Consider the following 13,480-nt stretch of genomic DNA (forward strand, 5'->3'; position numbering starts at 1 on the left):
TAAAAATCTTCTCCCCCTGCTTCCCCTGCTTCCCCTGCCTCCCTACTGTCATATCTTGCACCATTCTCAATCAGCTCCAGGCGATGCACACCCAACAACCTAAAACTCAGGTTTTGAACAACTTGTAAGCAATGCCCACCCTACAAAAATTATCTCCAAAAATTAGCATCAAGGAACGGGTGCAAGATGTGTGTTCTACAAAACTACCCCAAACCATCAATAATCGGGTGAAAGTAAAACGCACAGCCTAACACTGTATAGGCGGCTAATAGTAAAGTGCCTTCTAACCAATTGGACTTACCATCAGAACTAATACTATTAGCAATTAACACTGATACAGCGACGGCTACTAATTCAAACGGCTGAAAATCTAAATCCATTGGTTGACCAAATATCCACCCAGCAATGACTAACACGGGGGCGACAAATAAGGCAATTTGCATACTGGAACCCACCGCCACCGATAAAGACAAATCCATTTTATCTTTCATGGCGACGGTGATGGCTGTGGCGTGTTCGGCGGCGTTACCAACGATAGGAACTAATATCACCCCGGTAAACAGTGCTGTCAAACCCAACTGAGAAGTAGCAACTTCTAAAGAATCAACCAACAATTCTGACTCTAATGCCACAAACAGTGTGCATACTAACAACACACCACTCCATAACCACATATTAGGTTTGCTATGGGTTTCTTCGCTTTCGGTTTCTGCAACTCCCACATCATATAAATAGGCGTGGGTTTTCATGGAAAATAGCAGCGTCAAAGCGTAAACCAAAATTAACACTACTGCCACAGCCAGAGATAAATATTGCAGGGTTTGTTCACCAATTCCCTTAGATGTATAGTTCATCGCTGTCGGGAGCAAAATCGCTATTACTGCCAAATTCATGGCAGAAGCATTTACTCGCGCCACAATCGGTTGAAATGTTTGTTCTTTATAGCGCAGTCCGCCCAACAGCATCGACAGCCCCATTACTAGGAGTAAGTTACCAATAATTGAGCCGGTAATACTGGCTTTGACGACATTCACTAGCCCAGCTTTCAAGGCTACCAAAGCAATAATTAATTCTGTAGCATTGCCAAAGGTGGCGTTTAACAACCCGCCAAGAGTCGGCCCTACTACCACAGCAATTTCTTCTGTAGCTGTACCCATCCAAGCCGCTAGGGGGAGAATGGCTAAAGCGGCGGTGATGAAAACGGTTAACTCTCCCCACTCTAGAAAATGGGCGGCTAGAGAAATGGGGATAAACAGTAATAAAAACAGAAAAACAATGTTTTTGACTGACATTTGTGACTTTTAGTTGAGAGTTTGATCCACAGGTATCTGTGATGGTTAAAAATATACCTAGAGTGTACAACCAGAGTCTAAGATACTCTCAACTTTCCCTAAATCTACTCAGAAATTATACTGTTGATAGCTTGAAGACTAATTATGTAAACTATGATTGCAATTTGTGAATTTTTCTCAATCTTTTGTAGCAAAAATATCAACTTTAGCCGCAATTTTATCTCAAAAATGGGTTTTAATAAATTAAAAGAAAATTAAATCTTTGATTGGCTCTACCAATTAAAAAACCAACTAAGGCGTGATTTATTGGCTGATAGTTTCATGACTGTGGGGAAACAGCTGTGCAGGAACGCAGATTTACGATAATAATAAGATTACAGGCTTTGCAATTGAGCTGTATCCCATAACTCTTGTTTTAGTCTATACCGGATTAAGCTTTTAAACTTCTGGAGAAAGTTTAAATTGGATATTTCCGGCGTAAGTGTAAGTTTTTGTTTTTGGATAAATATACATGACTTCTGCTGCTGAACTGCCAGCTAGTGCTGGCTCAACATCAACATCAAAATTAACCACCAAACAGGCTCATCAAGGTGATCCCTTGAGTAAAGCTAATGGTGTGTATGTCACCGTGCATGGTCATTTTTACCAGCCACCACGGGAAAATCCTTATCTGGATGCGATAGAACGTCAACCGAGTGCTGCGCCTTTCCATGACTGGAATGAACGCATTCACTGGGAATGTTACCGCCCGAATGCTTTCGCCAGAGTCTTAAATGACCAAGGGGAAGTAGTGGGAATCGTGAATAATTACGAATATATGAGCTTTAACATCGGCCCTACGCTGATGTCATGGCTAGAACGCTATGATGTGGAGGTTTATCAACGAATTTTGGAGGCGGACGCGAAAAGTTGTCAGCGTTTGCATGGTCACGGGAATGCGATCGCCCAAGTGTATAATCACATTATTATGCCTCTGGCGAATGAACAGGATAAACATACCCAAATTCGCTGGGGTAAGGAAGACTTCCGCAGTCGTTTTGGTCGTGATCCCGAAGGGATGTGGTTAGCTGAAACCGCCGTAGACTACGCAACTGTAAAGGCTTTGGTGGCTGAAGGTATTCGCTTTATTGTCCTGGCACCATCTCAAGCCCAGCGTTGTCGCCCTTTACCAACTCAAGATGATCCCCAACCAGAATGGCACGAAGTCGGCGGTAGTCAAATTGATCCCACCCGTCCCTATCGTTGCTATTTGAAGGGAAGTAAGGGAACTACCAACAGTCAATATATTGATATTTTCTTTTACGATGGCCCGATTTCACGGGACATGGGTTTTAGTGATGTGGTTTATAGTTCTAACCACCTAGCCGGGCGTATTGGTGCGGCGGTGCGCGGGGATCATCGTCAATCGCAATTAATTTCTGTGGCGACAGATGGGGAAACCTTCGGACATCATAAGCGGGGAACAGAAAAAACCCTCGCCTACGCTTTTATTAAAGAGTTTCCGCAGCACAATTGGACGGTGACAAACTTTGCTCACTACCTAAGCTTACATCCTCCCGCTTGGGAAGTAGAATTAAAACCGGTGACGGCTTGGAGTTGCGCCCACGGTGTAGATAGATGGCAAGATGACTGTGGTTGTGGTGGTGAAGGTGGGGTATGGCATCAAAAATGGCGGCGACCGTTGCGGAATGCTTTAAACTGGTTGCGGGATCAGTTGGTGGAAGTGTATGAAGAATATGGTCAACAATTTTTCCGTGATCCTTGGTTAGCACGGGATGAGTATATTCAGGTAATACGCGATCGCTCTGCTGCTAATGTGAGTCGATTTCTGTCTCGTCATCAAACCCACAAACTCACCGCCGCCGAACAAGTAGACGCTTTACGTTTGTTGGAAATGCAGCGTCATAGTTTGTTGATGTTCACCAGTTGCGGTTGGTTTTTTGAAGAACTTTCTCGCCCAGAGGGAACCCAAATTATGCGTTACGCCGCCCGTGCGTTGGAACTGGCGGGTGATGTGGCTGGTGTGCAATTAGAAAAAGGTTTCCTCAAACGCTTGGGTTTAGCCCCTAGTAATGTTCAGATTTTTAAACATGGTGCAGAAGTTTATCGCCAACTGGTGCAAACTGCCCAAATTACTTTTAAACAGGTAGCTGCCCATTATGCCATTTCTTCCTTATTTAATGCTCAGGGATCAGCCCCCGGTCATCAGCACAAGCGTGTTTATTGCTACTCTGTGAATGAGATAGATTACCAATTGCAACGCATGGGAGCATTAACCCTAGCCGTTGGGAATTTAAAGCTAGTATCTGATATTACCTGGGAAAGTGAAAATTTAGTGTTTGCAGTGCTGCATTTAGGCGGCTGGGATTTTCATTGCTGTATTCAACTATTTACTGGTAGACGCGACTACAGCCAATTAAAAGATAAGCTGTTTACTTCGCTGCAACAAGCTAGCGCAGCACAAACTATTTTAGCGATGACACAGTTATTTGCTGGTGAAGCTTATAACTTACAAAATCTGTTTGCTGAGGAACGTCACCGGATTATGCGGTTACTCAGTCAGGAAACGCTCTCAAGGTTAGACCAATTATACACCCAAGCTTACCGCGATAATTATGGTGTGATTATGGCGTTTCACCGGGATGAGTTGGCTGTACCGCAAGAGTTACAGGTAGCGGCTGAGATTGCGTTGGGGTATCGCTGTATGTCAACATTGCGATCGCTAGAACAGGATATCAGCGAGCCGTCTTTGATCGGGATTTATATAGTAGAATTGGAGGCGATCGCGACTGAAGCTAAACATTTACGTTGTCGGTTAAATATTCCTGAAGGTAAGCAGATACTAGAACAGGTAATTTTGCGCTTACTTTGGAGGTTGTTACACGATAGTAATGGTAGTTTTGCTACAGATATCCAATCTTTAGAACGGTTGATTGATGTAGGATATCAGTTAGATATTGACATTTCTTTACATCAATCTCAAGAGTTATATTTTAGCTGTTTACACAGTCAAATTTTACCTTTGTGTGTTGCTGGTCAGAGTAATCATGAGGGTAGTAGTCAGTGTTTACAGTTGCTTAAGTTGGGGGAGAGGTTAAAAGTTGATGTGAGTCAGGTATCCGAAAGGTTGGATTTTTAAACGCGGAGGGGCGCGGAGGTTACGCGGAGGTGCGCGGAGGGTTTAAGAGGAGTTTTCCGGTTTTGTGAGAAGGTTAGGGTGCGTTTATTGGGTAACGCACCTGATTTTTTATTTAATTTTTGAATGGGCGACGGCAACGGTAAGGATACAGCCATTCACAGCGAAAAATTCCGCCTGTATGTTTTTCTAAAAATGTTCCAGCGTGGCGACTTTTGGAAATATTAATACCAGCTTTGGTTTTAACTTCGTATAACCAAGGGAAAGCTATTACTAAAGTAACCATTGTGACAGAAATAGCAATTAATGTAGTTTTCAATTGCGGGAACTTTTTGTAATTGCTGTTACGGTTTTGAAGCATAAATTCTCAAACTGACAATTAACCTGAGATGCCATCTTAACCTATGTTTTAAAATGTCGCCGGAAGCGGTTGTCAAGTTTATCAGTTTTGCGCTGGTTACAGGTGAAGCAGAGGGTATGTAAGTTGCTCATATCATTTTTTCCCCCACGCGCCAAGGGAATAATATGATCAATCGTCAAATCTGTTTCTAAACCTGTCTTCCCGCAACTTTGACATTGATATCTGTCACGTTGAAATACATATTTTCTCACCTCTGGCGGTATACGAATACGTGGAGTTTTATTCATAATTATCACATTCTACCTGTTTAAACTCATTTCCCATATTAACCTCTCTTCCTCTCTGCGCCTCTGCGCCTCTGCGTGAGAAAATTCCATATCTCCCGGATAAACCCAAGAATAAAAACAAAGTCCGCCCGCGCGGACTTCAAGAAAAAACCAAGCCTAAATCTCTACTACATTCTCTAACAAACCATCAGAAAAATTTGCCAACACCTCTGACTCACTCATATTAATCACAGGTAAAAGATGCTCATATAACTGCATAGCTTGTAAACAACCATTAATATTACTCACCGCCAAATTATAAGCCTCAATTTTTTGCTCAACAGCATCAAGTAAACGCCGATTATTAGCAATCTTCTCCTCAGCTTCTTTTTGCAGAGTTTTTTCTAAATAAACCCGCGCTTGGGGATACTGCTGTAAAATCTCATCCGCTTGTGTCTCAGTAATAGGTAACAATTGACTTTTGAGGATTTGGTTAATAGTCTGACGGAAAGTTCTGCGGATAGCTTGCGAAACTTTTGGTTCAAAATCTAATTTTAATAACTGCCTAATTGCTGGCTCGGCTTCCACCATACTTTCACAGTCATAACTTTGGGAAGTTTGCTGTAAGGTTTGGCGAAATTGATAGATGGAAAAAGTCCCTTCATCATAGAATAAAGGACTTTCTCTCACAAAGCGATCGCACTCTACACTCGCTGCATCGACTAACGACTGCGATACCTGTTTTTCTACAGCTTGTAACTTCTGTTCAATCCCCGCATCATTCCCCAACAAACGATACAATTGCCGATAATATTCTGATTTACGTACCCTCTCCATTAAGCTTTGGAAAAGATTTGCTATCAGTTGACAGGAAGATTCTATGAGAATGTCTTCTAATTGATTGGCTAAATAATAAAATGCCTCTACTAAAATTGCTAGTAAGGGTGCGGTAGCGTTGCGCGGATGACTCAAGGTTGCACGACGATAAGCATCAGCTACAGAAAAGCTGTCTAATAACTCATCTAAACGGCGAATCATCCGAGATTGTAATTGTTTAAAATCAGCCTCAAACCCATCACAACCATTATTAATTAACTGATTCACTTCTGCGTTAATATGCTGACTAAAATCTTTACCAACTTGTTGCAGTTGTTGATTGAGACGCTGTAATTCATAAGCTCTCATCGTCTCAATTTCACGGGGTTGACTATCTAAATCTCGGTACAATGATTGATAGTGTTTTTTCAGGTTAATACAAATATCTTCCAAATCATCGGCGAGATTTTGAAAAAGCTGGGGACGCTTTTCTTCGGTGAGATAACGAGTGATAGCTGTGCGGAATTCCTCAATTCCACTGTCGAGAATGATTTGATTAATTAGCGGTGTTCCCTGTTCTTTTAAAATTCTCACATAGTTAGTATTTGGTGATTCATAACCATTCAGAGAAATTCGGAAATTTGTAGAAGTGAGTTTTCCAGAGTTGACACAATAATTATTGAAAGCATAAACAAACTGTGGTGTTTCTTCCTCACCATTTACACCTTGCACGCTGTCGGCAAAGATAGAGTCTAATCCAAATCTATCTTGTTCGCTTGTCTGTTTAATTTGACTGCCGAAAAATCCGAGTAAGCCACTGGTTTTATAAACTCGACTGCTATCGCGGAATTGTGTGTTAATTAAATTATCCAGTCGTTGCCTTAACTGGGTATTATACCAAGTTTCATCAATGCGGTTGAAGACATAAAACACGCGATCGCGTATTCCTGCATTCTCGCGCATTTTTTCTAAAAGTTCGGTTTCTTCCTTTGTCATATCACCAGCCGCCGCAGGTTTCAGCACACACACCACCGCCGATGTATCGGGATGTTGAATTTTGGCGTAAGTTAACTGTGCATCTTTCTCTACTGGCGCATCAATACCAGGGGTGTCAATAATTACGTTACCATCTTTTAATAAGGGATGGTGACAATAATATTCAATCTGTTTTAAAACTGCGCTGTTACTACCACGCCGCGCATATCCCGCCGCTTCTTTGAGGTTAGAAAAGTTAAATTGCTCCATTGAATAGGTAGCATGATTAATTGTATGAATATGTTGGCGGTTAGCTTCATATCCTTGCAACAATAATATTAAAGCTTTGGCTTGTTTAGCACGTTCTGATTTACTCTCGCCTCCTTCTTGCTGAATAATCGCTTCGCATCCTTGATACAATAAGCTAATTACTTCAGCTTGGTTGATGTTTGCTGCTGTTTTAAATCCTAATTGTTGACATAGATAAGCCGCTTGTTCCCTAATTTCTGCTTCACTTAAAAAGGTTAAAACTACTCTTTCTTGATTTGGTTCTGCATATTCAATTTTACATTCTGTACCTGTGGCGTGTCCTTCTGCACTATACAGTAACTCTCGTTCTAGCAGGGCATTAATTAACATTGATTTACCCGCGCTAAATGCACCCGCAAACACAATTTCAAACCTGGGAGAAATCGCTTTACCTAGAGAAGTTTGTACAGGTGTAATATCTTGCGATCGCAAAGTTGCTTCTTGATGTAAAAGTTGCAAGATAGACTCAACTTGCTCTTTCAAATTATCACACTGATCCGGCAGTTCTGACATTACGATACCATGATAATATTTGTATTATATTTTAATAATTGCTTGATGCTTGTGCTTCCGTAATCTTACTTACAGTCAACTTCAGTAGGTTCATATCCATCTGAAGGTGGGCATTGCCTATAGTGTCAAACTCAGGATTTGAGCAAATTGCCAGCAATGCCCACCCTACAATAATTGTCTGACGCTAAATCTTAAGTAGTCACGCACTATTAAATACGCTGCGTTGCCCGTTGCTTTAACGCACCCTACAATTTCATATTTATTTAAGTAGCTGGTTGCAATTAAATATAAAATGTGGGATGGGCCGACTGTCAACAGGCTAGAAGCCTGTTCCACTATCTAACAATTAATTAAGCCTACTTATTTAGATGATAAATTGCCACTTGAGAAAGAGGAAAAAATAACTTTTCCAATATTAGGATGATGGCATACAATCATCAAATTTGAATATCCCCTTTAACAAATATCTACCTTCACACAGAACCATGAGACTGCTAAGTGATAGTTTTTCAGCCGATGGCATGATTCCACTCAAATTTTCTTGCGAAGGTGAAGGAATTTCCCCTTCCTTGAAGTGGGAAGATGCGCCAAGAGAAACTCAAAGTTTCGCGTTGATTGTCGATGATCCAGATGCACCAAATCGCACCTTTGTCCACTGGGTTCTCTATGATTTACCTCACCAAACTAACAACTTACCCGAAGCAATTCCTAATACACCAATGTTAGATGGCAATGGAATTCAGGGTAAAAATGATGGTGATGAATTTGGTTATTTTCCCCCCTGTCCCCCGAAAGGAACTCATCGTTATTTTTTCAAACTTTATGCACTTGATAGTCCTTTAGGATTAGATTTTGGTGCTAGCAAAGAAGAAATCGAAGCGGCTATGTCAGGTCATATTTTGGCGACGGCAGAGTTAATTGGACGTTATCAAAAACATCGTTAAACGCAGTCAAGCAAATGTAGAGACGTTTCAGGAAACATCTCTACATATAGCGTTTTTTAGTGCAATAAGGCAACAATTATCTGCGTTTATCTGCGTCCATCTGCGTTCAATTAGACTGTACCTGACGGGAATGGGAATTGTTAGAGCATATTTCATGTGAGTGAAGTACATAAGGGCGGGCAAGATGCCCACCCCACAAGATTTGTCATCTTAAATCTTTACTTCATTTACTTGCAAAGTGCTGTATATTCGCTTTAAGCACGTACTTCTTCAGGCCAAAGTTCTCGCAAAACTGGCGGCAACATATTAATTACGTCTGCAATTTCGCCTCTTGTGACTCGTTCAGCCAAGAGTTTAAAAACAGCGCGAACTACAGCTTCAGCATCAATATCTGGATCTGAGGTGCGGAAGTAATCACGGATATGTTGGAGAAATGCTTCCTTGGTTCTATCTTTAACGGGAGTTGCCCCTGGTCGCCAGTTTTCGTAGTAGAATCCCCCTAGTAAAATGGGTAATTGCGCGCCTAAATGAGCAGCTTCTTCTATTGTCAGGCGATCGCGCAATGCGTGCAAGGTGGCACGCAACCCTTGAAATACTTTGTGTTTGTTCTCCCATCCCAATTTATTGCATAGTTCATTCACCCAAGGGATAGTATTCTGCACAGTCGTATCAAAGATATCTAATCCTGTCATTGTCATTTTAATAGCTCCTATGTTCGGCTCAATCTACTCAGAGCAATATTGAAGAGAAAAGTAAATTTCTAAAGTCATCCTAAGAAAGTCATTAGTTAACTCTCTTCTGGCTAATGGGGTGTGATGTTTTATCTCCTAATCTATCTCAGGTATGAGTTAGTTATTTAGACAGATTTTTAGGCTGCTGCGTCAGTTGTATCCCATCTGTTTGTTTATAGGAATTATTCCTGATGTAGCATGATCAAATAAACTATTGATTGGTAATTGTATATTTATCTCAGGACAGATTTATATCTAATTTTGCCCAGATAATTAATGCGGAATTAATCAGAATAAGATGTTATCTTAAGGGCAAAGGTCATTTGCTGATATCAAAGGAAAACGCTATGACTACAACGCTATTAGAAGCTAACTCTATTGAGTCATTGCTAGGAAAAGAAGCAGAAAACCTGTTGACATACAAAGCTAAAGTTTCTCCAGAGTTGCTGCATTTACCGGGTTCTGACTTTATAGATAGAGTATGGTTGAATAGCGATCGCTCTCCCCAAGTATTGCGTAATCTTCAGCAAATTTATTCTACAGGTCGCTTGGCCAATACTGGTTATCTCTCCATTTTGCCAGTAGATCAAGGCGTTGAACACTCAGCCGGTGCATCATTTGCACCTAACCCAATTTACTTTGATCCAGAAAATATTATCAGACTAGCGATCGCCTCTGGTTGTAATGCGGTAGCTACCACTTTAGGGGTATTGGGGAGTGTCTCCCGGAAATACGCCCACAAAATCCCCTTGATTGCCAAAATCAATCATAACGAATTATTAACTTTTCCCAATCAATATGACCAAGTATTATTTGCTGATGTAGAACAAGCTTGGAATTTAGGCGCAATAGCAGTAGGCGCAACCATTTATTTTGGTTCAGAACAATCTACTCGCCAAATTCAAGAAATTAGCCACGCTTTTAAATATGCCCATGAATTGGGAATGGTGACAATTCTCTGGTGCTATTTGCGAAACAGTGCCTTTAAACAAGATAAAGATTATCACGTAGCGGCTGATCTGACTGGACAGGCGAATCATTTAGGTGTGACAATTGAAGCCGATATCATTAAACAAAAACTCCCAGAAAATAATCGTGGTTATGCAGCAGTAGCCAAAGCCACAGGTGAAAGTTATGGTAAAATTGATGAACGAGTATACACGGAATTAACCACCAACCACCCCATTGATTTAACTCGTTATCAAGTATTAAATTGTTACTGCGGACGGGCAGGTTTAATTAATTCTGGTGGCGCGTCTGGAAAAAACGATTTTGCCGAAGCTGTGCGTACTGCGGTGATTAATAAACGTGCTGGTGGTACAGGTTTAATTTCTGGGAGAAAAACTTTCCAAAAACCCTTTGAGGAAGGAGTAAAATTATTTCACGCCATTCAGGATGTTTATTTATCCCCAGATGTGACAATAGCCTAGGCTAGACTAGAAAAATTTCCCTGTTGTTGAGTTACGAATTTGTCAGCGATCAAAACCCGATTTTCTGGAATCAACCGGGGTTTTTTCAGGCGTAAAATCAGATTCCTAGCCATCTATGTGCAGAATCATACAACTTTGCTCTAGCCGCTAACCTCATACCTCACCCCTATATTTCAGGCGGATTCTGGGATATCCTAAAGTAAGTGAAAGATTTGCCAAATAAAGAAAGAATGAAGCTGGCAGCAAGAGTAAGTCAGGTAACACCTTCACTAACCTTAGCGATCGCCGCGAAAGCTAAGGCGATGAAGGCAGAGGGTATTGATGTTTGTAGTTTTAGTGCTGGTGAGCCGGATTTTGATACGCCAGCGCATATCAAAGCAGCAGCCGCCAAGGCTTTGGAGTCAGGCAAAACCAAGTATGGCCCAGCCGCCGGTGAACCAAAGTTAAGGGAAGCGATCGCCCGCAAGCTACAATCTGATAATGGTTTAGATTACAAAGCAGAAAATGTCATCGTCACTAATGGCGGTAAGCATTCTCTGTACAACTTGATGGTCGCATTGATTGACCCTGGCGATGAAGTAATTATCCCGGCCCCCTACTGGCTGAGTTACCCGGAAATGGTAACTTTAGTGGGTGGGAAACCAATAATTATTCAGACAGATGCTTCCACGGGTTATAAAATCACCCCAGAACAACTGCGAACAGCTATTACCCCCAAAACCAAGCTATTTGTCCTCAACTCCCCATCTAACCCTACAGGGATGGTGTACACGCCAGAGGAAATCAAAGCTTTGGCACAGGTAATAGTTGATGCAGATATCTATGTGGTATCTGATGAGATTTACGAAAAAATTCTCTACGATGGCGCACAACATATCAGCATCGGTTCGCTAGGAAAGGAAATTTTTGAGCGCACCTTAATCAGTAATGGGTTTGCCAAAGCTTACTCCATGACAGGTTGGCGACTCGGTTATTTAGCCGGGCCTGTGGAAATGATTAAAGCCGCTAGTACCATCCAAGGCCATAGTACATCTAACGTGTGTACCTTTGCCCAATATGGGGCGATCGCCGCTTTAGAAAGTCCCCAAGACTGTGTAGAAGAAATGCGTCAAGCATTCGCCCAACGGCGACAGGTAATGTTAGATCGACTCAACGCCATCCCCGGCTTGAGTTGTCCTAAACCAGACGGTGCATTTTATCTATTCCCCGACATCAGCAAAACCGGCTTAAAATCCCTCGAATTTTGTAATGCCTTGATAGAAGAACATCAAGTAGCAGTCATTCCAGGTATTGCCTTCGGTGCTGATCACAATATCCGCCTGTCCTATGCTACCGATTTAGCAACCATTGAAAAAGGTATGGATAGGTTAGAAAAGTTTGTGCGTAGCCGGATTTAGCTATTCATCAAGTTAGGGTCTACAACTTCTGTAGACCCTACAACTTCACAAATTACACCAAAATTCTGTAGCAATTTTGATTGCAAATGTAAAGTTTTATGTGATATTGTTAAGTCTGCTAATGACATTCAACCTAAAAGAATATTACTCAAGCTTGAGTATATATTCTAGTTGCTCTAAAAATTGATAGAAATGTGCAGACTACCAGAAAATTTACTTTATTGTCAAAAAATAAATAATCCACCATAAAAGCAGATAGTTAGTAGGCTGCGTCAGTACGAATAATTTCTTGGTATATCAAGGGTTTTTCTGACTGAAGTCCCTATATATTGGATATTTTTTAAAGTTGCAAGTCTCTTAACGAAAAAAACTATTGCAATGTCTTAACAGCTTGCGGATAACATCAGAATTTCCGCGATCCAAAGTTTAACCCCACTGGAAAATTGCACCGACAGCAAAAGGGGTTTCAATGGGGTATTGCTGGTAATTTGGCTAATTTTTTGTTTCCAGAATTAAACCTGAAGTGGAGGCTAATTTGAATAAAACAGTTTGGCACAGAGAATGGTTCTCTAATGTCAAAGCAGACATCTTGGCAGGTACTCTAGTCGCCTTAGCACTGATTCCAGAAGCGATCGCTTTTTCAATTATTGCAGGTGTTGACCCCCAAGTAGGGCTATACGCCTCCTTTTCTATCGCCGTGATTACAGCCTTTTGTGGCGGCAGGCCCGGTTTAATCTCAGCCGCTACTGCCGCAATGGCGTTGCTGATGATTAACTTAGTCAAGGAACACGGACTAGAATATCTGTTAGCAGCGACAGTATTAACGGGAATTTTGCAAGTTATCTTTGGCTGGTTAAAGCTAGGCCGCCAGATGAAATACGTTCCCCGCGCTGTGATGATTGGCTTTATTAATGCCTTGGCTATTTCCATCTTTATGGCGCAGTTACCCCAATTGATAGGAGTTCCTTGGCAAGTCTACCCAATGGTGGCGGGAACGTTGGCGATTATTTATATTTTGCCCCGATTTACCAAAGCTGTACCTTCGCCTTTAGTGGCGATTATTGTAATTACAGCCATTGCGTCTATTGGTGGGATTAAAGTCCCGACAGTCGGAGACATCGGTGGCTTTCCTGCATCCCTACCCAGTTTCAAACTGCCCCAAGTCCCCCTGAATTTAGAGACACTACAAATTATCTTTCCCTATGCCTTCAGTATGTCGATTGTGGGTTTATTGGACTCATGGTTAGCTTAAACAAAAAGAAGCCTCTCACTCACTGCGTTCGCGCAGCGTCTCGTAGAGAAGCAGGAGT

General features: G+C 41.6%; 9 protein-coding genes and 1 pseudogene. 5 read left to right on the forward strand and 5 right to left on the reverse strand.

From position 1 onward, the window contains the following. Positions 1–203: 203 nt before the first annotated feature. Positions 204–1,292 carry a calcium/proton exchanger gene (cax, locus tag A3775_RS22230; RefSeq protein ID WP_066383253.1) on the reverse strand — a complete coding sequence of 363 codons (1,089 nt, stop codon included), beginning with the start codon at positions 1,290–1,292 and terminating at the stop codon, positions 204–206. A gap of 511 nt (positions 1,293–1,803) precedes the next feature. Here cax and A3775_RS22235 point away from each other — a divergent pair. Continuing rightward, positions 1,804–4,431, forward strand: a complete 2,628-nt coding sequence (locus A3775_RS22235) for a DUF3536 domain-containing protein (RefSeq protein ID WP_066426840.1) — start codon at positions 1,804–1,806, stop codon at positions 4,429–4,431. A gap of 112 nt (positions 4,432–4,543) precedes the next feature. On the opposite strand, the gene A3775_RS22240 is transcribed toward A3775_RS22235, so the two are convergent. The 3 genes from A3775_RS22240 to A3775_RS22250 all read right to left on the reverse strand — a co-directional run bounded on the left by A3775_RS22240 (position 4,544) and on the right by A3775_RS22250 (position 7,668). Continuing rightward, positions 4,544–4,789: a hypothetical protein gene (locus tag A3775_RS22240; RefSeq protein ID WP_066383259.1), complete on the reverse strand. Its 246-nt coding sequence runs from the start codon at positions 4,787–4,789 to the stop codon at positions 4,544–4,546. 41 nt (positions 4,790–4,830) lie between these two features. Further along, positions 4,831–5,076, reverse strand: a complete 246-nt coding sequence (locus A3775_RS22245; RefSeq protein ID WP_066383261.1) for an HNH endonuclease — start codon at positions 5,074–5,076, stop codon at positions 4,831–4,833. A gap of 156 nt (positions 5,077–5,232) precedes the next feature. Continuing rightward, a complete protein-coding gene (locus A3775_RS22250) occupies positions 5,233–7,668 on the reverse strand; it encodes a dynamin-like GTPase family protein (RefSeq protein WP_066383264.1) in 2,436 nt (811 codons plus the stop codon). A 485-nt stretch (positions 7,669–8,153) separates the two neighbouring features. Here A3775_RS22250 and A3775_RS22255 point away from each other — a divergent pair, with 485 nt between their 5' ends. Continuing rightward, positions 8,154–8,612, forward strand: coding sequence for a YbhB/YbcL family Raf kinase inhibitor-like protein (locus A3775_RS22255; protein ID WP_066383266.1), 459 nt, complete (start codon positions 8,154–8,156; stop codon positions 8,610–8,612). A 254-nt stretch (positions 8,613–8,866) separates the two neighbouring features. Here A3775_RS22255 and A3775_RS22260 read toward each other — a convergent pair whose 3' ends face one another. Further along, entirely contained in the window at positions 8,867–9,310 is a 444-nt protein-coding gene (locus tag A3775_RS22260) for a DUF2267 domain-containing protein (protein WP_066383268.1), read from the reverse strand. Between the two features lie 380 nt (positions 9,311–9,690). On the opposite strand from A3775_RS22260, the gene A3775_RS22265 reads away from it, so the two are divergent. The 3 genes and pseudogenes from A3775_RS22265 to A3775_RS22275 form a co-directional block, all read left to right on the forward strand. Beyond that, complete coding sequence (locus A3775_RS22265; protein WP_066426842.1) at positions 9,691–10,773, forward strand: class I fructose-bisphosphate aldolase; 1,083 nt, start codon at positions 9,691–9,693, stop codon at positions 10,771–10,773. 230 nt (positions 10,774–11,003) lie between these two features. Then, the gene (locus A3775_RS22270; RefSeq protein WP_066383278.1) at positions 11,004–12,170 is read left to right on the forward strand and encodes a pyridoxal phosphate-dependent aminotransferase; all 1,167 of its coding nucleotides are present in this window, start codon (positions 11,004–11,006) and stop codon (positions 12,168–12,170) included. 535 nt (positions 12,171–12,705) lie between these two features. After that, positions 12,706–13,416: pseudogene (locus A3775_RS22275) on the forward strand (SulP family inorganic anion transporter); the annotation flags it as partial. Positions 13,417–13,480: the final 64 nt, after the last annotated feature.

Source organism: Anabaena sp. 4-3 (assembly GCF_001597745.1).
Lineage (GTDB): Bacteria > Cyanobacteriota > Cyanobacteriia > Cyanobacteriales > Nostocaceae > Trichormus.

Excerpts from the sequence above, each read along its gene's own strand:
- A3775_RS22235 (WP_066426840.1), top strand. The coding sequence starts at position 1,804 with ATGACTTCTGCTGCTGAACTGCCAGCTAGTGCTGGCTCAACATCAACA.
- A3775_RS22240 (WP_066383259.1), bottom strand. The coding sequence starts at position 4,789 with ATGCTTCAAAACCGTAACAGCAATTACAAAAAGTTCCCGCAATTGAAA.
- A3775_RS22245 (WP_066383261.1), bottom strand. The coding sequence starts at position 5,076 with ATGAATAAAACTCCACGTATTCGTATACCGCCAGAGGTGAGAAAATAT.
- A3775_RS22260 (WP_066383268.1), bottom strand. The coding sequence starts at position 9,310 with ATGACAATGACAGGATTAGATATCTTTGATACGACTGTGCAGAATACT.
- A3775_RS22270 (WP_066383278.1), top strand. The coding sequence starts at position 11,004 with ATGAAGCTGGCAGCAAGAGTAAGTCAGGTAACACCTTCACTAACCTTA.
- A3775_RS22265 (WP_066426842.1), top strand. The coding sequence starts at position 9,691 with ATGACTACAACGCTATTAGAAGCTAACTCTATTGAGTCATTGCTAGGA.
- cax (WP_066383253.1), bottom strand. The coding sequence starts at position 1,292 with ATGTCAGTCAAAAACATTGTTTTTCTGTTTTTATTACTGTTTATCCCC.
- A3775_RS22255 (WP_066383266.1), top strand. The coding sequence starts at position 8,154 with ATGAGACTGCTAAGTGATAGTTTTTCAGCCGATGGCATGATTCCACTC.
- A3775_RS22250 (WP_066383264.1), bottom strand. The coding sequence starts at position 7,668 with ATGTCAGAACTGCCGGATCAGTGTGATAATTTGAAAGAGCAAGTTGAG.